We start from the raw sequence: 22,234 nt of genomic DNA, 5'->3' as shown, positions 1-22,234 counted from the left end.
CCGGGCCCGTCCGCACGGGGTTCCAGGCCTGCCTAGCTTGAAACAGACGCGGCGAGGTCTGTTCGCGCTTCCGGATTGGGGGATGGGAACTTGCAACGCCACGACATCATCGTCATCGGCGCCTCCATGGGCGGGGTGGAGGCCCTGACCCAACTGGTGCGGCGACTGCCTGGGGACCTGGCCGCCAGCGTGCTGCTGGTGCTCCACGTGCCGGCCCAGCACCGCAGCTACCTGCCGGAGATCCTCTCCCGCGCCGGTCCGTTGCCGGCCCACCATCCCCGGGACGGAGAGGCCTTGGCGCCGGGCCGCATCTACGTGGCGCCCAATGACAGACATCTGCTGGTGGAGCCGGACCGCGTGAAGGTGGTGAAGGGGCCCAGGGAGAACGGGCACCGGCCGGCGGTGGATCCGCTGTTCCGCTCGGCCGCGCTCACGTACGGCCCGCGCGTGGTGGGCGTGGTGCTGACCGGCGCGCTGGACTGCGGTACCAGCGGCCTGATGGCGGTGAAGCGGGAGGGCGGGCTGGCGGTGGTGCAGGAACCGCGCGACGCGCTCTGCCCGGACATGCCCCGGAGCGCGCTGGAGCTCGTGGCGGTGGATTACTGCGTGCCCCTGGCGGAGATGGGGGCGCTGCTGACGCGGCTGGTGGACACGCCCGTGGCTCCGCGCTCGCGCAAGCGGTCGCGGCAGGTGGAGACGGAGGTGAAGGTGATGTCGGTGGACCTTCCCGCCATGGGCGACCCTCCCTCTCCGGTGGAGTACGCGAAGCCGTCCTATTACGGCTGCCCGGACTGCGGCGGCGTGCTCTTCGAGCTGGAGGAGGGCAGCCTCCTGCGCTTCCGCTGCCGCACGGGCCACGCGTACACAGGGGAGGCGCTGTCCGGCTCGCAGCAGAACCAGCTGGACGGCGCGCTGTGGGCCGCGCTGCGCGCGCTGGAGGAGAGCGCGTCCCTGTCGCGCCGGCTGGCCGCCCGGGCCCGGGAGCGTGGCCATGACCATTCCGCGCGGCGCTTCGAGGAGCGCGCCCGCACGGCGGAGTCCCAGGTGGAGCTGCTGCGCCGGGCGGTGCTCGCGGCGCCTCCGTCCGGCGCGGCGTCCGTGGAGCCTCCGGTGCTCGGGGTCTCCGACGAGTCGGAGCAGACGGGCTGAGGCCCCGGGTCAGCGCGCTCCGCCGTGCGCCGGAGCGGCCTTCAGCGCGGGGAAGGTGAGCGTGAACACCGCGCCCCCTTCCGGGCGGTTGGCCGCGGTGAGCGTGCCGCCCGCCTGCGTCACCACGCCGTGGGCCATGGACAGCCCCAGGCCCGTGCCCTTTTCGCCCTTGGTGGTGAAGAAGGGCTTGAAGATGTTCGGCAGGTGCTCCTCCGGGATGCCCGTGCCCTCGTCCTCCACCACGAGCCGCACGGCCTTCCCGGCCTTGAAGGCCCGCACGCGGATGGCGCCGCCCCGGGGCATGGCGTCGCGCGCGTTGATGAGCAGGTTGATGACGACGTAGCGCAGCTCCATGGCCGAACCGGCCACGCGGGGAAGCCCTTCGGGCAGCGCCACGTCCAGGCTCAGGGGATGGCCGCCCTGGCGCGCCTGGTGCTCGATGCCGCCCCGGACGATGTCCACCGCGTCGTGGACCACGTGGGCCAGTTGGACGGGCTCCAGGGCGGTGCCGTGCTTGCCGCGGGAGAAGTCCTGGAGCCGGCCCACGCGCGCCTCCGCGTCGGACACGATGCTCACGAGCGCGTCCATGTGCTGCTGGCCCTGGCCCGTGGGGCTCACTTCACGCTGGAGCAGCTCCAGCCGCAGCCGCATGGCGTTGAGCGTGGCGCGCAGGTCGTGCGCGATGCCCGCCGCCAGCTCCCCCAGGGCGCGCACCTTCTCGCGCTCCAGCAGGGTGGCGCGCGCGCTCGCCAGCTCCTCCTCGGCGCGCGCCTGTTCGGTGATGTCGCGCGCGAGCACCAGCACCTGTCCCTGCATCTGGCCGGTGACGCGCTCGATGCGCACCTCCAGCACCCGGGGCTGGGCCTCGCGCGCCTGACGGTAGCGGGTGATGCGCGCGCCGCCTTCGGTGAGCGCGAGCACCACCGCGGCCTCCGCCTGGCCCACGTCGCGCAGGGCCATCCGCTCCGCGCCGTCGTCCTCGCGCCTCCAGGGGCCACGCAGCCGCCCCAGCGCGTGCCAGCGGCTGTTGGCCAGCACCACGCTGGTGGCGTTCATCATCGCGAGCGCGCTGTCGCTGGTCTCCAGCGCCCAGCGCGACAGCTTGAGGGTGATGACCTGCCGCCGGGTGTTCTCCCCCAACTTGCGCACCAGGGCGGTGTGCTTCTTCATGAGCTCGCGGTACTTGCGCAGGAGTCCCTGGGACTCCCGGACGCTGGGGCCCGGGACGGTGGAGGGCGGGGGCTCGCGGCGCGGGCTCATGCCTTGAGCTTCTCCCGCAGGCGCTGGTTCTCCTCCAGCAGGGCGGAGGCCCGGGTGGTGTCCTCGAAGAGGATGATGGAGCCCAGCACGTGCGTGTCGGTGACGAGCGGCGTGGCCACCAGCGTGGCGCTCCCCTTGCCCCCGTGCGGCAGCTGATAGGGGATGCCATCCAGACGCAGCGAGCGATTCTCCTGCAGGTGGCGGCGCAGCTTGAGCACCAGCGCGCGCTTCAGCGCGGGCACATGCAGGGACCACAAGAGCTGGCCCACCGTTTCGCGTTCGGTGAGGCCCAGGAGCCGCTCCGCGGCCAGGTTCCAGGTGGTGATGCGGCCGTCGCCGTCCAGCACCAGCACCGCGGCGGAGAGGGTGCGGATGATGGTGCGCTGGCAGAAGGTGAGCGCGTCCATCTCCAGCGTGCGGTGCGCCAGCTCGCGGTTGGTGGCGTCCAGCTCCGAGTTGGCGGACTGGAGCTCCTCGTTGGTCGTCTCCAGCTCCTCGTTGGTGGACTGGAGCTCCTCGTTGGTCGTCTGCAGCTCCTCGTTGGCGGACTGGAGCTCCTCGTTGGTCGTCTCCAGCTCCTCGTTGGACGCGCGCAGCTCCTCCGTGGAGGACTGCATCCGCACCTGGATGGCCTGCAGCTCCTCCTGCGCCGTGCGCAGGTTCTGCTCCACGCCGCGCAGGTGGGTGATGTCGTGGACGGTGTACAGCAGGCCCTGCCGCCCTCCCGCCGACTCGCGCAGGGGCACCACCTGGACGCGCAGGGCGAGGGGCTCCCCGTTGGAGACCTCCATCATCCCGTCGGCCACCTCCCGCTCGGAGCTGCCGGAGCGCACGCGCTGGCTCTGTTCGACGAGCAGGTCGCCGCTGAGGCCCGCCAGGCCCAGCGCGGCCAGCTTCTTGCCCAGCATCTCCCCCTCGTTGCGGTTCCACATCCGGGCCGCCGCGCGGCTCCACAGCGTCACCGTGCCGTCATTGTCCGTCGCGATGTGCGGACAGGGATGCGAGTCCAGGAGGTTGCGCAGGAAGGAGCGCTCGAAGTCCAGGCTGGATTCGAGGATGCGCGTCAGGCTCACGGGCTCCGGTGGCAGGCGGTCCTGCGTCGTGCTGGTGAGCTCCACGTGCCCATCCTTGCGGTAGATGCGCCGGGCCAGGTCGATGGGCCGGAAGAGCCGGGCCGCGAAGGGGATGAGCTCCGAGCGGCCCAACACCATCTGGCCGTTGCGGCGCAGCGCGAACTGGAAGCGCGCCAGCACCCGCTTCTGCAGGTCGGAGTCCAGGTAGATGAAGACGTTGCGGCACAGGAGGAGGTCGATGCGCGACACCGGCGCGTCCGACACCAGGTTGTTCACGCCGAACACCACGGCGCGGCGGATCTCCTTGCGCACCGTGAAGCTGTTGCCCGTGCGCACGAAGAAGCGCGCCAGCCGCTCCGGGGAGACATTCTCCAACTGCTCCGGCGTATAGATGCCCCGGCGGGCCGTGGCGATGGCCTCCTCGTCCACGTCGGTGCCGAACACCTTCAGCTCCGCGCCGGGGTAGCCCGGCCCCAGCGCCTCCGCCGCGATGATGGCCAGCGAGTAGGCCTCCTCGCCCGTGGCGCAGCCCGCGCTCCAGATGCGCAGGTCCTTGTCCGGCCGCTGGCGCACGAGCTCCGCCATGCTCTGCTCCAGGGCCTGCCAGACCTCCCGGTCCCGGAAGAAGGTCGTCAGCTTGATGAGCATGGAGGAGACCAGCGTGCTCACCTCGGTGGGGTCCCGCTCCAGCAGCGCCAGGTAGGCCGCCCGGCTCCGGCAGCGCGTGGCCTGCATCCGCCGCTCGATGCGCCGGTGCAGCGTGGCCCGCTTGTAATTGCGGAAATCAAAGTTCCGCACCTGGCGGACCTTCTCCAGGATGGCTTCGAGCTCGCTGTCGCGTGGAGGCTTGGTCGCCATTCAGAAGGACGTAGTCCAGTGAGACCGACCGGGCAAGACCTGTACTTCCGCTCTTGCGGGAGCACTGTCGGCCATACTCTTCGTCTGGGTCTCGGACGACGAAACGTTCGCTGTTCTTCTCCTCCGCCGCGCGCATACCGGGGGTGGTTTCACAGGGGGCGGCGCGATGGCATAGCGTGGATGTCCCTTCCCAGGGGGTGATGACCAAACGATGGGAAGGCGAGGGTGTCATCCATGGAATTGAACTCAACGGGACGGGAGATCCGTGTCGCGCTGCTGGAGGATCAGCAGGTGTTCCGCGAGAGCCTGGTGGCCCTACTCGAAGGCGCGGGGATGAAGGTGGTGGCTCGGTGCGCGGAGACAGGCACGTTCCTCTCCAACGTGCGCGCGGCCGCGCCGGACGTGGCGGTGGTGGACCTGCGGCTGGAGCACGTGGGCCGCGAGGGCGCGGAGGACGGATTGAACGCGCTGAAGTACCTGCATGACTTCCATCCGCAGGTGCGCGCGCTGGTGCTGTCCGGACACCAGGAGCCGGACGTGGTGGAGCGCTGCTTCCAGGCGGGAGCGGCGGGCTACCTGTGCAAGCTGAACGCGGGCGTTGACGACGTGGTGCGGGCCGTGGGGCGTGTGGCCCGGGGCGAGCGGCTGCTGCCCGTGGACATGCTCCACGCCAATGCCATGCAGTTGGACGACCTCGAGATGCCGGCCTCCGCGCTGTCTCGGCTGACCCTGCGCGAGCGCGAGGTGCTGGGCTACGTGGCGGCCGGCGCGGACAACCTGAAGATCGCCGCCCACCTGGGCATCACCGAGCGCACGGTGAAGGCCCACCTGACGAGCATCTACCGCAAGCTGGGACCGGAGAACCGCGCCCAGCTCGCGGTGATGGCGTGCGAGCTGGGCGTGACCCGTCCCGTGCTGGCCTGAGGCTGTTCCCTCAAGGCGGCGCGGCTTCCTCCGCGCCGTCTTCCAGCGCTTCCCGGGGGTCGCCCAGGTGCTGGAGGAACCACTCCCCGGCGAGCTCGGCCACCTGTTCCAGCTCCGAGTCCTCCTGGAAGTGGTGGGTGGCGCCCGGGATGATGTCCATGCGCTTGTCGGAGCGGAGTGCCTCGTAGGCCCGGCGGTTGATGTCCAGGCCCAGCGTGTCCGCGCCGCCCACCAGCAGCAGGGTGGGGGCCTGCACCTTGGGCAGCACCGCCCCTGCCAGGTCCGGACGGCCGCCACGCGACACGACGGCCTCCACCTGATCAGGCCGGAAGGCCGCGGCCGCCAGCGCCGCGCCCGCGCCGGTGTGCGCGCCGAAGTAGCCCACGTTCAGGCCCGCGGAGGGGCCCTCTCGCCGGAGCCACCGGGCCGCGCCCGCCATGCGCATGCCCAGCAGGCCCACGTTGAAGCGCAACTGCCGCGTCCTGCGCTCCTCCATCTCCTCGCGGGTGAGCAGGTCCATCAACAAGGTGCCCAGCCCCATCGCCTGGAACAGGCGCGCGGTCTGCGCGAGCCGTGGACTCTGGAGGCTGCTGTCGCTGCCGCGCGCCAGCACCACCACGCCCCGGGCCCCCGAGGGCACCGCCAGCCGTCCTCGGACGAGGACGGCGTCATCGACCGGCACCATCACCTCGCGCTCCAGATGCGAGCGCGCCGCCGGTCCGACACCACGTTGTCGCGCCTGGGACTCCCGCGCTTCTTCCCACCCGTGGTCCTGCCCTACCGCATTCAACCCCGTTCGTGACCGGGGACCTGTCATACAGGCTCCTCCCGTCTGCGTGTGGCTGGTTACCGCGTCTGGCTGAGAAACAGTCTGAACATGGCCCCACCCGTTGTGACCTGCCGGAGGGGGCCGGGTGTCCAGCGTAGGACAGGGCCCGCGGGGCAGGCCACGACGCCCCGGGGAGGGCGCCCTTCCTCGCACGCCACCCCTGACGGGGTGGGGCGGTTCAGGGCTTCGTGGCCACCACCAGCTCGAAGGGGCCGGGCAGCACGTGCGCGTCCGTGAAGCCCGCGGCGGTGAGCCCCTCCAGGTAGAACTCCACCTCGCGCAGCCGGCTCACGCACGTGTCCACGCCGATGAGGAAGTAGGACCAGAAGAACTGGGCCGCCAGCCGCTCCGGGGTGCGGAACTCCTCGCAGATGAGCACGCGTCCGCCGGAGGGCAGGGCGGCGAAGGCGGCCTGCATCAGCGACCGCGCCACCTCCGCGGGCCAGTCATGCAGCACGCGCACGAGCGACAGCGCGTCGTAGCCCCGGGGCAGCGGCTCCTTCAGGAAGTCGCCGCCCACGAAGCCCAGCCGCTTGGCGGACAGGCCCGCGCGCTCGCGCGTGCGCGCGACGAGGGGTTCCGTGGCGGGCAGGTTGTAGACGTCCACGGAGAGCATCGGGTGCTGGCGCAGCAGGTGCTCCGCGAGCGTGCCGTCCCCACCGCCCACGTCGAGCAGCCGGGCCTCGGAGGGCCACAGGGTGCTCGCGTGCGCGCGGAACGTCTCCAGGATGGGGCCCAGGCCCGCGGACATGCTGGCCTCGAAGCCCTCCACCTGTTCGGGCGTGCGCGGAGGCCAGTCGAACGACGTGGCGGACATGGAGTGCTCGCCGTGCAGCGTCTCCGGCAGCCGGCCGTACAGGGCCTTCCAGTCGTACTTCTCGCGGTCGCGCTCCAGCGACCCCGCGCCGAGCACGAGCTCCGCCGCCTCGCGCAGGCCGGGCACGCCCCGGTAGCGCGCCGCCTCCAGCGTGTCGCTGGTCTGCTCGCGCTGCACCAGCCCCAGGCTCTCAAGGCAGTCGAGGAACTTGTAGAGCCGCTTGGGCCGCAGGTCGTACTTCGTGGCCAGCTCGCCCAGCGTCACCGGGCCGGGCTCCAGCGCGTCCAGCAGGCCCAGCTTCAGCGCGGTCTCCACGACGTCCATCGCGCGGGCGCCGTTGAACAGCAGGTGCAGCAGGGCGCGAGGCGACGGCGCCTCACGTGTGAAGGGAGGCATCTGGCTGCTCATGCGGCTTCATTGTGCTGCGCTTCGATGAGCGCGTCCATGAAGGCGTCCACTTCCTCGAGCGTGTTGTAGAAGTGTGGCGCGGCGCGCAGGAAGCCCCGGTGGCTGCAGATGAAGCCTCGCGCCACCAGCCGCGCCGTCACCTGGGCGTCGCCGGGGAAGCTCATCGCCACCACGCCGCCGCGCTGGTCTGGCTCTCTCGGCGTCACCACGCGCAGGCCTGCCTCGTCCGCGCGCGCCATCAGCTGGCCGGTGAGCTTCAGCGAGTGCTCACGCACGGCGTGGATGCCCACGTCCTTGATCAGCTCCAGGCCGGGACGGGACAGCAGCACCATCAGCGGCGCGGGTGTGCCGCCCATCATCCGGCGCGCGTCCGGCGCATAGTCCGTCGTCTGCTGGAAGCCGAGCGGTGACGCGCCGGCCAGCCAGCCGGTGACCGCGGGCCGGAGCGTGGGCAGGAGCCCCGGGCGCACGTACAGGAAGGCGGCCTCGGAGCCGCCCAGCCACTTGTGCGCGCCGCCCATGAGGAAGTCCACGTCCAGCTGGCGCACGTCCACGGGGACGGTGCCCACGGTCTGGTACGCGTCCGTGGCGATGAGCGCTCCGGCCGCGTGCGCCGCCCTCGCGATGCGCGCGACGTCCAGCACGGCGCCGGTGGCGAAGGCCCCGTGCGCGACGCAGACGATGAGCGTGCGCTCATCGATGGCCGCCTCCAGCGCGGCTTCGTCCACGCGGCCATCCTTCGACGGGACGACGACCAGCTCCGCCCCGTAGCGCGCGAAGCCCTTCCAGATGAAGGGCACCGTGGGGAACTCCAGGTCGGTGATGACGACGCGGCGGCGCTCTCCGGTGAACTCCAGGCACGAGGCCAGGCGCGACAGGTGCGCGCTCAGGTTGGTGTCCAGCGCGACGGAGCCGGCGGGTGCGCCGATGAGCTCCGCCACCCCGTCCGCGTACGCCTGCATCTGGGACAGCCACATGTCCCAGGTGTCATCGCGCCACGCGCGCATCGTGTTCCAGTACTGCGCCAGCACGCCCTCCACGGCCCGGGGCAGCGCCCCGGTCGAGTTGCTGTTGAGGTACGTGCAGGTCTGGAGCAGCGGGTACTCCGCGCGCAGGGCTCCCGGGAGTGCCGCCACGGTCACGACTGGCTCCGCAGCTCCTGGGCGTGGGTGTACGCCGAGACATGCGCGGCGTGCGGATGCGCGTGAGGTCCGTGAGGAGTCGGAGCGTGGGGCACCGCCGCATGCGGCCCGTGCGCCACCGGCGCGGGAGCCGCCGCCGCATGGGGAGCGGGCACGTGCGGCACCGACGCGTGCGGGGCGTGGACCACCGGCGCGTGCGCCACGTGCGGAGGATGGGCCGCCGCGTGCGGAGCGTGTGAAGCCAGAGCCGGCTGTGCGTGGACGGCCGGAGCATGGGCCACCGGCGCGTGCTGAGCATGCATCGGGCAGCCGCCGCCGGTGCGCGCCTCGTGCGCAGGGACCGGGGCCGCGTGAGCCGTCGCGGCGTGAGCCACCGAGGCGTGCTGCGCATGGGCCGCGTGGATCTCCGAAGCATGCGCCATGACGGCGTGAGCCACCGAGGCGTGCTGAACGTGGGCCGTAGCGGAGTGCGCATGGACCGCGGAGGCGTGCGCCGCCGGAGCGTGGACCGGGGCCGCGTGGGCCGCCGGAGCGTGGACCGGGGCCGCGTGGGCCGCCGGAGCGTGCTGCATGTTCATCGGGCAGCCGCCGCCGGTGCGCGCCTCATGCGCAGGGGCCGGGGCCGCGTGCGCCGTCGCGGTGTGATGGACCTGCGCCGCCGAGGCGTGCTGCGCGTGCGCCGCCACATGGGCGTGCGCCGCCTGCGCCTGGGCCACCGGCATGTTCACCGCCGTGTCCTTCATCGCGTTGATGGCGGCCATCGGGCAGCCGCCGCCGCGCGACTCACCCGGCGTGTAGCCACCCTCGCGCTTCCAGCCCGCGGTCAGCTCCACGCGCACGTCCCACAGCGCGCGGAACAGCGGCAGCGTCATGCGCGCCTGCAGCACCTGCGAAGGCAGCCCGTCCAGCGCCTTCACCGTGCGGTCGATGCCAATCGTCCGGCGCACCAGCTGGTAGTGCGCGTACAGCCATCCCTGGAAGCTCTCATCCACCGTGACCAGCTGCTCGCAGACGTGCTGCAGGTCCTTCGGCCCCCCAGCCGAATAGACCTGGAACAGCGTCAGTCCGCGACGCGCCAGCATGCGCTCCATGGCGGACTCCAGCCCGTCCGCCGCGAGGCGCAACGTGTTGTAGCCCGGCGACTCCTGGCCGCTGCCGTTGCCCAGGCTGCGGCGGATGACCTGGTACTCGGACGGGGTCATCGTCTCCAGGATGGCCATCTCCGCGCTGATGCCGGCGATGATCTTCTGCACCCGGACCAGCCGCGCGGACACCGCCCACAGCGCGTCGCGGTCCATCTCCGCCACCACCTCCACCATCTCCCGCGACGCCAGCTTCAGGTACAGCTCCTGGGACTGGTGGACGATCTGGAACATCAGCTCGTCATGGGAGACCAGCTCGCCTTCCGGAGACTGCAGCGCCAGCAGGGTGTCCGTGTGCAGGTAGCGCTCGTAGTCCAGCTCGCCCTTGCCCACCCACTTCTTCAACATCACGTTGAACAGCGGTTGAGTCAGCTCCTGCTTCAGCTTTTCGGCGTGGCTGTAATCGGTCGACGTATGCAAGGTGCCTCCGGGGGGACGCAGGCAGATCGTGGTGGGTAGAGCGCGCCCCAGTCGGGAGGAACAGTGAGCGCGTAAATCTCTAGAAGCGACTACCTTACAGCCCTTTTGGTGAACTTCAAGTCATACAGGGCTTGCTGGTTATCGATTTTTGAGATTCCCATCCGTCCGGAGTACGGGGTGGCCCGAGGGGTCGGGCTCACCCAGGGGGTGGGTCAGCTCTCAACCGGTGAGGGATTCCGGTTGGGCGACGCCGGGCGAGGCTTGAGGCGCATGGCGTGGAGCTTCTGCGCCAATTCCGCGCCCTGAACGCTCTTGGAGATGTAGCCGTCCGCGCCGGAGGCAATGGCCAGCGAGCGCAGCTTGGCCTCATCCGAGGCGGAGTAGAGGATGAAGCGGGTGCCGGGGGGCGCGTACTGGCGCGCCAGGCCCACCACCTTGTCCCCCTTGAGGGCGGGGAAGTTGACGTCGATGAGCACGAAGTCCGGCTCGGAGGCGCGCACGATGTTGGACACGCCCAACGCGGACGTGTGGGTCTGCACATCGAACCCGTACGCGCTCAGCGAGCGCTGCACGAGGTCGAGCAGATCCGGATCGTCGTCCACGACAAGGACGCGCGGTTTGGCTTCAGCCATGGCTTCTCCCTAGGTACTGACGAATCGTCTCGATGAGCTGATCGCGGTCCAGGGGCTTGGTCATGTAGGCCGTGCAACCGGCCGCCTGAGCCTTGTCCTGGTACTCGCGACCCGCGTGTGCCGTGACGGCGATGACGGGCACGTTCTGCCCATCCGGCAACGCGCGGAGCCTGCGCGTGACTTCCCAACCGTCGAGCCGCGGCAGGGACAGGTCCATGAGGATGAGGTCCGGCGCGTCGTTGCGGGCCCGCTCCAGCCCCTGCTCGCCGTCCTCCGCCTCGATGAGGTCATACAGTCCGCCAAGGTACCTGCGGACGATGTCGCGGTTCTGCTCGCTGTCCTCCACGTACAGCACGCGAGGCAGCTTCCCCGCGGACGCCGCCCGCTGGGTCATCAAGAGGCCCTTGGCCTGCGCGATGACGTCCTCCAGCGCGTGGCCGCCCTTGCGCACGAAGCCCGCGAAGCCGTCGCGCAACAGCGTCTCTTCTTCGGTGGACAGCGTCTTGCCGGTGAGCACCACCACCGGCACGGACAGCTTCTCCGCGCGCAGCCGGCGCAGCACCTCGAAGCCGTCCAGGTTCGGCATCATCAGGTCCAGCACCACCAGCGACGGCGGAGACACGCGCGCCTTGAGCAGCGCGTCCTCGCCGTTGCGCGCCTCGTTGGTGGAGAAGCCCGCGCGGCGCAGGTTGCGGCTGACCAGCTCGCGCGTGGCCGCGTCGTCGTCCACCACCAGCACGTCGCCCGTGGCGGCGGAAGCGCCCGCGGAGGCCAGGCTCTTCTGCACCACGTCCACCAGGCGCTCCGGCTCCACCGGCTTCACCAGGTACTCGCACGCACCCAGGCTGAAGCCGCGGGCGCGCTGCTCCTCCACCGACACCAGGATGACCGGGATGGCGGCCAGCGCCGGGTCGCTCTTCAGCTGGCTCAGGACGGACCAGCCGTCCATGCGCGGCAGGTGGATGTCCAGCAGGATGGCCTGCGGCTTCACCTCGCGGGCCAGCTTCAGCGCGGCGAGGCCGTCATTGGCCGTCACCACCCTGAAGCCCGCGGGCTCCAGCTGGCCCGTGACGAGCTGCTGGATGAGCACGTCGTCGTCCACCACCATCACCGTGCTGCCCGGCCGCGCCATGGGCGCGAGCTTCTGGGCCACGTCGTGGAAGGGGACCAGGCGCTCCGTGGCGTGCGGGCTGTCCGCGCCCACGGTCGTCGCCAGCACGTCCGGCAGCCGCACCGTGAAGGTGGAGCCGCGGCCCAGCGTGCTCTTCACGTCCACCGTGCCGCCCAGCACGCGGGTGAGCTCGCGCACGATGGCGAGCCCCAGCCCCGTGCCGCCCACCTTGCGCGTGGTGGTGCCGTCCACCTGGCGGAACTTCTCGAAGATGAAGGGGAGCTGATCCGACGGGATGCCCACGCCGGTGTCCTCCACCGTCATCAGCAGCTCGCCGCCGCCCGCGGGCACCACCGTGAGCGCCACTTCTCCCGTGTCCGTGAACTTGGCCGCGTTGCTCAACAGGTTGAGCATGATCTGCCGCAGCTTCAGCGCGTCGGTGCGGATCTCCTTCGCCTCGGTGTCCACGTTCACCGTGAGGGCCACGTCCTTGCCCTTGAGGTACTCCTTCACGGTGGCCATGCACTCGTCGGCCAGCTCCTGCACGTCCACCGGCTCGGTGACGACCTCCACGCGGCCCGCTTCAATCTTGGACAGGTCCAGGATGTCGTTGATGAGCGCCAGCAGCGTCTTGGCGTTCGTCTTCACCACGTTGAGGTCGCGCCGGCCGTGCGGCGTCAGGCGGCTGCCCTCCTCGCGCATGAGCAGGTCGCAGTAGCCGATGATGCCGTTGAGCGGCGTGCGGATTTCGTGGCTGAAGTTCGCCAGGAACTCGCTCTTGAGGCGCACGGCGCCTTCCGCCTCGCGGGCGCGCTCCTCTTCATTGCGCTTGGCGACGGAGAGCTCCTGGGCCAGCCGGTCCAGGTCCTCGTTCTGCTGGCGGATGATCTCCATCTGGAGCGCGCGCTGCTGGTAGCTCGCCAGGGAGCGGGCGGACACCGCGCGCGTCTTCTTGATCTCCTCCAGGCTGGCGGCCAGCTGCTTGTTGGCGGCCTCCAGCTCATCCCTGGAGGCGCGCAGGGCCTCCTCGTTCTGCTTGCGGTCGGAGATGTCCTCCGTGACGCCCATCACGAAGCGCGCGACGTTCTGGTCGTCCAGGAGCGGAATCTTGCGCGTGGCGAAGATGCGGTCCACGCCGTCCGCGCGGGCCACCTCCTCGAACGTCTTCATCTTGCGCGTCTCGAGGATCTCCGTGTCGATGGCGATGAACGACTCCGCCTGCTCCTTGGGGAAGTAGTCGTGGTCCAGCTTCCCCAGCAACCACTCCTTGGTGACCCGGAACGCGTCCGCGAACGTCTTGTTCACCACCACCAGCCGGCGCGTCTCCGCGTCCTTCACGAACAGCACGAAGGGCAGCGCGTCGATGATGTTGCTGAGCAGGTAGTTGGTGCGCTTGAGCTCCACGCCCGTCATCTGGTGCTGGGCGCGCTCGGCGTGCAGGCGCAGCTCCCGCGCCACCACGAAGGGCAGGTGGCCGTAGCGGTCCTCGCTGACGTAGTCGCGCGCGCCGGCGCGCATGACGGCGGCCAGCGTGTCCGCGCTCCAGGTGGGCGCGCTCACCACGAAGGCCGTCTCACGGCCGCGCTTCACCCAGGCGGCCTGGACGTCCTCCCAGGTCATGCCCGGCAGCTCGGACCCCACCAGCACCAGGGCCCAGGGGCGCTCCAGCGCCTGCTCCAGGGCTTCCCGCGTACTGACGGGCTCCAGCGTGAGCATGGAGAGGATGTCCTCCTTCTCCAACGCGTCGCGCATGGCGCGCGTCTCACGCTCGCTGCCCACCAGGAGCAGGGACAGGGTGTAACCGAGGGGCGCTTCGGCTTGGGCCACGTCGAACGGGTGGTGGGCCATGGTCTGTTTAGTTGGAGCCGAACGCGAGCACGGTCAGCGTGGTGTTGATGTGGAAGCCCGAGTAGATCTCGAATTGCACGTTCATCCCAGCAGCGGACGGTGCAAGCTTCATGGCCTCGGAGAGCTTTGGCAACATGCCCTGGGCCTGCGCGTACCACAGGCGTCCGCTGCAGTGGAACAGGAGGGCGGCCTGGGGGTTCTGCACCCGCCTGGGCAGTTCCTCCTGGAAGAAGTCCCGCGTCATGCCCGCCAGGTCGCCAGCCTTCATCAGGTCCAGCTCACTGCCCTCCTCCAGGAGGTTGGCGAACAGGATGGAGCCGTCCTCCAGGGGGCGCCACGCGGCGCGGATGAAGTACTCGCGGCCTACCTTGAGCGCGGTGGGGCGCAGCGCGAAGCCACCCGGCCGGCCGAACTCCAGGTCCGCGATGTTCTCCACGCCCAGGATGTCCGCGTAGCGCCGGGCGGCGGGCTGGCCGTCGATCTCCAGGGCGCGCGTGTGCGTCTCGTCCACCTTGGTGATGGTCATGCGCTCGCCGGTGGGCACGTACCAGTGCGAGCGCAGCGCGGCCCAGGGCGCGTTCGTCTTGAACAGGGCCACCAGCACGCCGTCGCCGGCCACTTCGCCATCCACGTGGATGAGGGCGGACTGGCGCGCGGGGTCCGTCTCTGAGTCGCTGGCGCCGCCGCCCACGAGCACCAGGGTCTGGTTCTTCTCCAGGATGCCCAGCAGCAGCTCTTCCTTCTTGTAACGGAAGCCGTCGTCAATCACGAGGCCCACGTACCGGCGCGCGTCCAGGTCCTGCTGACGCACGCCCAGCTCCTCGCACGCGCGCTTGATGGCCTGCGCGCCCGCGGCGATGGCGTCCCCGGTGAGGCCCGAACCCAGGCCCAGGCCCACCTCGAAGTCGCCGGAGAGCGCGCCCATCACCACGCTGTTCTCGTGGATGCCGTTGTTGTCCAGCTCCCCGGCGGTGGTGGCGCCCACCAGCCGGGTGTCCTTCGGCAGCCGCTCGCGCACCGCGCGGTTGAGCGCGCGCTGGTCGCGCTGGCGGGCCGCGAACAGCGTCACCAGCTTCGGCGGGGGGCCGTGCAACTGGCGCAGGAGGTCCTCGGCGACGGCGACCGGATCCGTGAGGGTGGAACGAGCCGTCTGCATCTTCACGTGCGCCATGAGGACCTCCGTGCGAACCGGCGGCGGCTAGAAGCCGGCGCCGGGGTGTGTCTTGTGACAACTGCCGGTGCACTGCTGGAACGACTCGCGGCCCCCGCCGACGTACATGCTCTCGATGGGGCCGAACTTCGCCACGTGGCTCTCAGGGTAGCTCTTGTGGCACGACAGGCAGGCGGCCTTGCTGGTGCGCTGCGTGGTCTCCTGCTTCAGGTGGCAGGACGAGCACTTCTCCAGGGGCGCGTCGAAGCGGTTGGAGCGCGAGTGGATGAAGTGCGTGCGCACGAAGATGGGCCCTTCCAGTTCGAAGCCCAGCGGAGCATGACACGACGCGCACGCGGCGCGGTTGTCGTTCGCATGGAGGACTTCACCCAGATCGCCGCCCTTGCTGTGGCAGGTGTTGCACGGACCCGTGGTCAGGGCCGCGCTGGTGTGCGTCTTCGTCCCCACCTGGATTTCGATGGTGCGCGACGCCGGAATGTCCTCGCCCAGGTAATTGCGGCGCGCCTTGGCGGTCACCAGGTAGGTGCCGGGCTTCACGTCCGCGGGCAGGGTGTAGGTCCAGGTGTCGCTCACGGGCGCGTCCCAGCGGCCGTCGTTGGGGAAGAAGGCGCCGCCGAAGAGCTTGTTGGCGGGGGGGAAGGTCATGAACTGCGCATAGACGCCGTCGCGCGCCGGGGTGGCGATGGTCTGCACGTCCTGCGAGTCATCCAGGAAGGCCTCCAGGTCGACGATGGTCCGGATGGGCTGGATGTCCTGCGCCGGCCCGATGAGCTGCGTCATCATCATCCGTTCCTGGTGCTTGCGGCGATAGTAGGTCGTCGTGGGGTTGAAGAACGCCTGATAGTACTGGATGCCGCCCGGGCTACCGGGAGCGCCCGGAGGTGCGACCTCATTGTAGGTTGGGAGGCTCCCGGCCTTGTGCAGGCGCTTGCCCTTGCCGTCCTTCAGGGTCATCTGGAAGGTGACGTCCGACCCGGGGGCATACGTGCCGTCCTTGCGGGGCGCCGTCACGGGCTTGATGTCGATGCCGAACCCGTAGCTGAACTCCGGCTGGGACACCTGCGTGACGGGGATGTAGTAGGGGGCGAACGGGCGCAGGCTCCAGCGCAGGCGCAGACCCGCCGTGCGGGAGTTGAAGGTGAGGGTCTGCTTCTTCGCGTGGTCGTACGCGTTGCGCAGCTCCACCAGGGCCTCTTCCTCATAGGCCCGGGCGCCGTTGCAGTCCGTGAGCGAGCGGCAGTCGCGCGTCCACTGGATGGCGCGCATGCGGCGGACGAAGAAGTCGTCGCGCTCCGTGCGGCGGGTGTCGTCGCTGCCGATGTTCAGCAGCACCGGGGCGCCCGTCAGCACGCCGCGCGAGTCCACCGGCTCCACCGTGAAGAGGCTGGTCGCCTTCATCCACGCGGCGTCACGGTAGAAGCGGCGGCGGGTGAAGGTGCCGTCCGGGTTCGACAGGCCCACGAACTCCTGGTCCGCCAGGCGCACACCCGACCACCCGATGGCCAGGAAGTCGCTGTTCTGGCGCAGGCCGTCCACGCCCTCGTCCCTGGACGCGGTGAGGGAGGCGCGCAGGTCAATCTGGTTCACCCAGAAGCTCTGGCCGGCCTTCACCTTGATGGGCACGCCCTTGCCGTTGTCCACCTCCAGCGCCAGGCCCACGGCCGGCTCGCGGTTGCCGCCGCCCAGGATGTCGCCCAGCGACAGGTCCTGGCCCTGGACCGCGAGCTGCGGCTCCACGTTGGCGGAGGACTCCAGCTCCGTGGACTCCGGCCCGCCGCACGCCACCGTCAGGGTGGCCAGGGTGGCCAGCAGGCTCGCGCGGCCCGCCGTGAACAGGTGGGGGGAAGTGCGAGAACACCGCTCCCGAATCGTGTCAGTTCCAGCCATGAGGGGACTCCTCCGAACGCGTATGTGCGGACGGCTGCCGAAGCAGCGTCGCGGCCAGTGGACCCGGGTGCCCTTGCGTCGGGGGGACGCTGGCGGAGGGTCACTCTCAAATCCGGCTTTTGCCGGAAACGAGCAGTTCTAGCCACACGGAGAATATCCACAATCAACAGAGCGATTCAACTTCTGAGAATTATTCCACCCAGAGGCGAACTCGAACTGTCCGTGACTGGATGGGAAGGGCCTCTGGGGCGCAACCCACCCGGGAGGGTCATATTCGAATCGATTTTCCCACTTCCTCCTGTGCTTCCAGGGTGAACGGGAGTTCGACCGTGAACTCCGAGCCTTCTCCCAGCCGGGAGTGGACGCGGATGGTGCCGCCGTGGGCTTCGACGAGCTGGCGGACGATGTAGAGACCCAGGCCGAAGCCCGGCGCGCGGCTGTCCGTCGTGACCCGCTCGAAGCGGGTGAACAGGCGCTGCTGGGCCTCGGCGGGGATGCCGGCGCCGTGGTCCCGCACCGACATCTGGACCCGGTGTGAGTCCTCGTCCACGTTCACATGCACCTCCACCGGCTGGCCCCGGCCGAACTTGAGCGCGTTGCTGACCAGGTTGGTGAGGACGCGGTCCAGGCGCTGGCGGTCCCAGCGTCCGCGGGCCGCGTCGCGGGCGTGGACGGTGAGGGCGCAGCCGGCGGCGGCGGCCTGGTCCTCGTGGCGGGCGGTCACCTCGTGCGCCAGCTCCGCCAGGTCCATGGGCCGGGCCTCCAGCACCAGCCGGCCGCCGGACAGGCGCGACAGGTCCAGCAGGTTGTGCACCAGCTGCCCCAGGCGCTTCGTCTCGTCCTCGGCCAGGAGCAGCCCCTCGCGCAGGCGCGGGTCCTCCGTGTGCGCGGGCGCGCACTGCAGGCGCATGCGGCGCAGGCGCAGCTGCAGCGAGCTGAGCGGAGTGCCCAGGTCGTGCGCCGCCACGCCAATGAGCTCCAGGGCGTTCTGCGTCGCCGCCAGCAGGCGGGCGTTGTCCAGCGCCAGCGCGGCGCGCGCGGACAGCTCCTCCAGGAAGGCCTGGTCCACCGCGCCGTAGTGGCGGTGGGGCCGGGTGGACAGGAGGCACAGCGCGCCCAGCACGCGGTTGTCCACGACGAGCGGCACGCTCAGCGCGGAGCGCACGCCCAGCGCGCGCCACAGCTCCGCGCAGGTGCTGTCGCTGACGGAGGAGGGCAGCCGGTCTGGATCCACCTCCGCGAAGCGCTCGGCGCGGCCGGTGTGCATGACGCGCGCGGGGCCGGGCTCGTCCTGCGAGGGCCTGCGCAACAGCGGCTCCCACAGCCGCGCCTGGGTGGCCGCGTCCGCGCACGTCACCGCGCCGGGGCGCACGCCGCCCTGGCCGTCCGGCAGGTAGAGCACGCACGCGTCAGCGATCTCCGGCACGCACAGGCGGGTGAGCGCGTTTCCCAGCTCCTTGGCGCCGGCCTGCGGCTGCAGCACGCGTCCCGCCTCCGCGAGCAGCGCCTGCATGCGCTCGGTGCGCTTGCGCTCGGTGATGTCGCGCGTCACCTCCGCGAAGCCCTGCAGCGTGCCGCCTTCCGTGTAGAGCGCGGTGAGCAGCGTCTCCGCCCAGAAGCGCGAGCCGTCCTTGCGGATCCGCCAGCCCTCCGCCTGCAGGCGCCGCTCGCGCGCGGCCCGCTCGCGGTGGGAGGCGGGCAGGCCGTGCGCCACCGCGTCCGGCACGTGCAGCACCTCCACGCGCTGGCCCACGATGTCGGAGGACGTCCACCCGGTGAGCCGCTCCGCGCCCGTGCTCCAGCAGGACACCGTGCCATCCGGCTCCAGGAAGCACAGCGCGTAGTCGCTCACGCCATCCATGAACAGGTGCAACCGCTGTTCACTCTGCACGGCTTCCGCGTGCATGGGGCCCAGCGCGTTGCGCAGCACCACCACCAGCGCGACCAGGGCGCCCAGGCCCAGCAGGCCGGAGAGGATGTCGGAGGCGTGATGGAGGACGGCCCCGTCGTCCACCGTCAGCGTGTGGGCCGTGGACACAAGGGTGGCAAGCAGGATGAGTCCGGCCAGAAGGCATACGGACAGACCTGCCCCGACCCGCTGAGCGAAGGTCCAACGTCGCAGCATGTGGCACTCCCCCCCGACGGCACCGAGCGCTTCTGTGCAGAAGGACGCTCAACATCACCGAAAAGGTGGGGTGAGCGACATCGCACTGTCGGGCAGGGTATTCTATAACCCTGTTTTTACCTGTTTGTCATGAAATCATGGACCCTACCCGCAGGGATGGGAAAGGTCTGGCGGGCAGGACGCGGCGGGGCTGTCGGATGGTGGACGATGCCCCGGCGCTTTCCGGGAGCTCGGGCCTGGAATCAAGGGGTTGGAAGAGGTGGAGGTGCCCGTGAAATGGCCTTCCGGGCGCCGGGACGTTATGCAGCGCCCCTTCCTCGTCACCCAGGTGTTGCACGGCATATGGCGTCTCTCGTCGAAGGTCTGAAGGTCCGCTACCTCCCGCAGCCCGAGTGGGGCGTGGGGCATCTGCTGTCGCTGCAGGAGCAGGGGGCCAAGGCCCTCATCGCCTTCCCGTCCCGCGAGGATGCGCCGGTGCTGGTGTCCACGCGCGGCGGTGCGCTGGTTCCCTACCAGCTGCCCAAGGGCGAGCCCATCCAGACGCCGAAGGGACGCAAGGCCACCATCCTGGGCGAGGAGCCGGGCGCGCGCGGACTGCGCCGCTACGTGGTGCGCTTCGAGGACACGGGCGAGGAGGACGAGCTGCCGGAGTCGGAGGTGCGTGCGCTGGCGCCGCGCTCCGACCTGTTGTCCACGCTGCGCGACGGGCGGGTGGGGGACGCGAAGGCGTTCATGCTGCGCAAGCAGGCGCTGGTGCTGGACGACGAGCGCCGGGGTGACGCGCTGGGCGCGCTGCTGGCCAGCCGGGTGATGGTGAAGCCGCACCAGGTGGGCGTGGTGCAGCGCGTGTTGTCCGCGCGCCGGCCGCGCTTCGTGCTGGCGGATGAAGTGGGCCTGGGCAAGACGATTGAAGCGGGCATGGTGTTCAGCGCGCTGCGGCTGGTGGGCCTGGCGCGCCGCTGCCTGGTGGTGGCGCCCAGCCACCTCACCGTGCAGTGGCTGGTGGAGCTGTTCCACAAGTTCAACCAGCTCTTCACGCTGATGGACTCGGACCGCTACGAGCAGTCGCTGAAGGAAGCGCCGGACGTCTCTCCGTGGGCGCGCTTCCCGCTGGTGGTGACGAGCCTGGAGCTGCTCAGCCGCACCCGCGAGCACCGCGAAGAGGTGGCCGCCGAGGACGCCTTCTGGGACCTGGTCATCATCGACGAGGCGCACCACCTCAAGGGCGAGAAGGCCTTCGCCGCCGCGAAGGGGCTGGCCGCGAACTCGTGGGGCCTGTTGCTGCTCACCGCCACGCCCATGCAGTTGGATCCGGCGGAGTACCACGGCCTGCTCACCCTCATCGACGCGGCGACGGCGCCGTCCGTGAACGGCTTCGAGGCGCGGCTCCAGCGCCAGGAGGAGCTGTCCACCGCGGTGCGCGCGCTCATGGAAGGCAAGGGCGACGGCAAGGCCGCGAAGGCCGCCGTGGCCGCGCTGGCGAAGCGCTTCCCGGAGGACGCGAGCCTCCAGACGCTGAAGGAGAAGGAGGCGCTGCTCGCGCACCTGGCGGAGACGTACAGCCTGTCCGACCGGCTGGTGCGCAACCGGCGCGCGGTGGTGGGCGGCTTCTCCACGCGCAGGCTCCACCGGCACCCGGTGCAGCTCACGCCGGAGGAGCTGACGGCGCGTGACACGGCGCTCGCCACGCTGGCGAAGGGCACGCTGCGCGGCGCGCCGCTGGCCAACGTGCTGCGGCGCCTGGAGTCCAGCCCCGCGGCGTTCATGGGCGCGGTGAAGTCCAACCCGGCGCTGAAGGGCGCGGACCTCAAGCTGACCGGCCGGGACGCGAAGCTCATCGCGTTCGTGGGTGTGCTGCGCGGCATCTGGAATGCGGAGCCGCGCGCGAAGGTGCTCGTGTTCACGGAGAGCCGCGACACGCTGGACTCGCTCCAGTCGGAGCTGTCGCGCGAGGGCGTGGAGGCGCTGGGCTACCACGGCGATTTGCCGCTCGTGGAGCGCGACCGTCAGGTGGCGCGCTTCCGCGACCCGGAAGGCCCCCGCGTGCTCCTGTGCACGGAAGTGGGCGGCGAGGGCCGCAACTTCCAGTTCGCGCACCACCTGGTCCACTACGACCTGCCGTGGAGCCCCTCCACGGTGGAGCAGCGCATCGGCCGCCTGGACCGCATCGGGCAGGCGCACCCGGTGGAGATCCACGTCTTCGACCCCGCGGGCACGCTCGCGTCGGACGTGCTGATGCTGCTGGCGGACGCCGTGGGCGTCTTCGGTGAGACGGTGGGCGGCCTGGACGCGGTGCTGGAGGAGGTGGAGGACCGCATCGCGGACCTGGCCCTGCTGCCCCGCGAGGCGCGCGTGGAGTACGCCGCGGAGCTGAAGACCCGCGTGGAGGCGGCGCGTGAGCAGGTGAAGCGCGCGTACGACCCGCTGCTGGACGTGCGCAGCTTCGACAAGCCCGCCGTGGCCCGGCTGGTGGCGCGCGCACAGGAGCGCATGGGGGATGAGCCTGGCGACGAGGACTCCGACGAGGAGGCTCCACCGCTGGAGGACGGGCTGTGGAGCGTGGCGCGTGACCTGGACGAGCGCCTGGAGGAGACCGTCACGGAGCTGGCGCGCCGCGTGGGCATTGGCGTGGACACCGACGAACAGGTGGAGGCCTTCCAGGTGGCCTTCCAGTTCGGCCACGCGCTCAACGTGGAAGGCCTGCCCGGCATCGACGTGATGCAGGACCGCACCTTGCTGGGCACCTTCTGGCGCGACACCGCGGTGGAAGCGGAGGAGCTGGAGTACTTCGCCACCGGCCACCCGCTGGTGGAGGCGCTGTTCGGCTTCCTCAAGGACGGACCCTACGGCCGCAGTGGTTTCCGCCACATCGAGAAGCGCAGCGTGAAGAAGCCCGCGCGCGGCCTGGAGCTGCTCTTCCACGTCCAGCTGCCGGAGTCCCAGGACACCTCGCCCGGTGCCCGCGTGCCCAGCCGACAGCTGGCCCGCTTCCTGGCCCGCACCCTCCTGCCCGTCGCCGTGGTGGAGGGCCCCCAGGGCCCCGTGGCGGACGTTTCCGTACTCACCGCTTTGGAATCCGACGGCAAAGCCCTGAAGGGGGATGAAGTCCACCAGGCCTTCCCTGGCTTCGGCGCCTTCGTGGACGCCGCGCTGCCCGTGGCCCAGGCCGCCGCCGAGGCGGAGCTCGGCCGGTCCGCGAAGAAGGCCCGGGCGGCCATCGAGGTGGAGCGCGACTCGGCCGCCGCCCGCCTGCGCCTCTCCCTCTCCCACCAGGGCCTGCCCCCAGAGGAGGTGGAGGCCCAGGTTGACGCGGAGCGCAATCACTACGAGCGCCTGCTCCAGGCGCTCGCGGGGGCGAAGGTGGCGCTGGACGCGGCCTGCGGGTTCACCCTCAACCGCTGAGGCAAACAGTCCTGATAGTATGGAATCGGTCTGGCG

14 protein-coding genes are annotated in these 22,234 nt (G+C 70.6%); 3 read left to right on the top strand and 11 right to left on the bottom strand.

The window, feature by feature from the left end; all coding sequences use genetic code 11:
• Positions 1 to 90: 90 nt before the first annotated feature.
• Positions 91 to 1,149, top strand: coding sequence for a chemotaxis protein CheB (locus D7Y15_RS02570; RefSeq protein ID WP_120575183.1), 1,059 nt, complete (start codon positions 91 to 93; stop codon positions 1,147 to 1,149).
• A gap of 9 nt (positions 1,150 to 1,158) precedes the next feature.
• Here the strand turns inward: D7Y15_RS02570 and D7Y15_RS02565 are convergent, their stop codons facing one another.
• Together D7Y15_RS02565 and D7Y15_RS02560 are read right to left on the bottom strand one after the other, a co-directional pair.
• Positions 1,159 to 2,409, bottom strand: coding sequence for a sensor histidine kinase (locus D7Y15_RS02565; protein ID WP_121751594.1), 1,251 nt, complete (start codon positions 2,407 to 2,409; stop codon positions 1,159 to 1,161).
• Positions 2,406 to 4,340 carry a CheR family methyltransferase gene (locus tag D7Y15_RS02560; RefSeq protein WP_121751593.1) on the bottom strand — a complete coding sequence of 645 codons (1,935 nt, stop codon included), beginning with the start codon at positions 4,338 to 4,340 and terminating at the stop codon, positions 2,406 to 2,408. The genes D7Y15_RS02565 and D7Y15_RS02560 overlap by 4 nt, the downstream gene beginning before the upstream one ends.
• 234 nt (positions 4,341 to 4,574) lie before the next feature.
• Between D7Y15_RS02560 and D7Y15_RS02555 the strand changes: the two genes are divergently transcribed.
• Positions 4,575 to 5,264, top strand: a complete 690-nt coding sequence (locus tag D7Y15_RS02555; protein ID WP_121751592.1) for a response regulator transcription factor — start codon at positions 4,575 to 4,577, stop codon at positions 5,262 to 5,264.
• A gap of 10 nt (positions 5,265 to 5,274) precedes the next feature.
• Here the strand turns inward: D7Y15_RS02555 and D7Y15_RS02550 are convergent, their stop codons facing one another.
• The 9 genes from D7Y15_RS02550 to D7Y15_RS02510 all read right to left on the bottom strand — a co-directional run bounded on the left by D7Y15_RS02550 (position 5,275) and on the right by D7Y15_RS02510 (position 18,796).
• Positions 5,275 to 5,949, bottom strand: a complete 675-nt coding sequence (locus tag D7Y15_RS02550; protein ID WP_121751591.1) for a dienelactone hydrolase family protein — start codon at positions 5,947 to 5,949, stop codon at positions 5,275 to 5,277.
• A gap of 322 nt (positions 5,950 to 6,271) precedes the next feature.
• On the bottom strand, positions 6,272 to 7,306 hold the full coding sequence (locus D7Y15_RS02545) for a methyltransferase (protein WP_120575182.1): 1,035 nt from the start codon (positions 7,304 to 7,306) through the stop codon (positions 6,272 to 6,274).
• Between the two features lie 8 nt (positions 7,307 to 7,314).
• Complete coding sequence (locus tag D7Y15_RS02540; RefSeq protein WP_120575154.1) at positions 7,315 to 8,460, bottom strand: aminotransferase class V-fold PLP-dependent enzyme; 1,146 nt, start codon at positions 8,458 to 8,460, stop codon at positions 7,315 to 7,317.
• Entirely contained in the window at positions 8,457 to 10,022 is a 1,566-nt protein-coding gene (locus tag D7Y15_RS45145) for a tryptophan 2,3-dioxygenase family protein (RefSeq protein ID WP_199733739.1), read from the bottom strand. Before D7Y15_RS45145 ends, D7Y15_RS02540 begins: the two co-directional genes overlap by 4 nt.
• Before the next feature lie 212 nt (positions 10,023 to 10,234).
• On the bottom strand, positions 10,235 to 10,654 hold the full coding sequence (locus D7Y15_RS02530; RefSeq protein WP_120575153.1) for a response regulator: 420 nt from the start codon (positions 10,652 to 10,654) through the stop codon (positions 10,235 to 10,237).
• The gene (locus D7Y15_RS02525; protein WP_120575152.1) at positions 10,647 to 13,613 is read right to left on the bottom strand and encodes a response regulator; all 2,967 of its coding nucleotides are present in this window, start codon (positions 13,611 to 13,613) and stop codon (positions 10,647 to 10,649) included. Before D7Y15_RS02525 ends, D7Y15_RS02530 begins: the two co-directional genes overlap by 8 nt.
• Before the next feature lie 7 nt (positions 13,614 to 13,620).
• Positions 13,621 to 14,784: an FIST signal transduction protein gene (locus D7Y15_RS02520; RefSeq protein WP_120575151.1), complete on the bottom strand. Its 1,164-nt coding sequence runs from the start codon at positions 14,782 to 14,784 to the stop codon at positions 13,621 to 13,623.
• Positions 14,785 to 14,811: 27 nt separating this feature from the next.
• Positions 14,812 to 16,671 carry a cytochrome C gene (locus D7Y15_RS02515; RefSeq protein WP_121751590.1) on the bottom strand — a complete coding sequence of 620 codons (1,860 nt, stop codon included), beginning with the start codon at positions 16,669 to 16,671 and terminating at the stop codon, positions 14,812 to 14,814.
• A gap of 268 nt (positions 16,672 to 16,939) precedes the next feature.
• Positions 16,940 to 18,796 (bottom strand): ATP-binding protein, encoded by a 1,857-nt coding sequence (locus D7Y15_RS02510; RefSeq protein ID WP_121751589.1) that lies wholly within the window; start codon positions 18,794 to 18,796, stop codon positions 16,940 to 16,942.
• A 342-nt stretch (positions 18,797 to 19,138) separates the two neighbouring features.
• On the opposite strand from D7Y15_RS02510, the gene D7Y15_RS02505 reads away from it, so the two are divergent.
• On the top strand, positions 19,139 to 22,198 hold the full coding sequence (locus D7Y15_RS02505) for a helicase-related protein (RefSeq protein ID WP_121751588.1): 3,060 nt from the start codon (positions 19,139 to 19,141) through the stop codon (positions 22,196 to 22,198).
• The last annotated feature ends 36 nt before the right edge of the window (positions 22,199 to 22,234 follow it).

This window comes from Corallococcus sp. AB030 (assembly GCF_003668965.1).
In the GTDB taxonomy this organism is placed as follows: domain Bacteria; phylum Myxococcota; class Myxococcia; order Myxococcales; family Myxococcaceae; genus Corallococcus; species Corallococcus exiguus.
The sequence above is the reverse complement of the archived record's forward strand: the minus strand, read 5'-3'. Positions and strand labels throughout refer to the sequence as shown.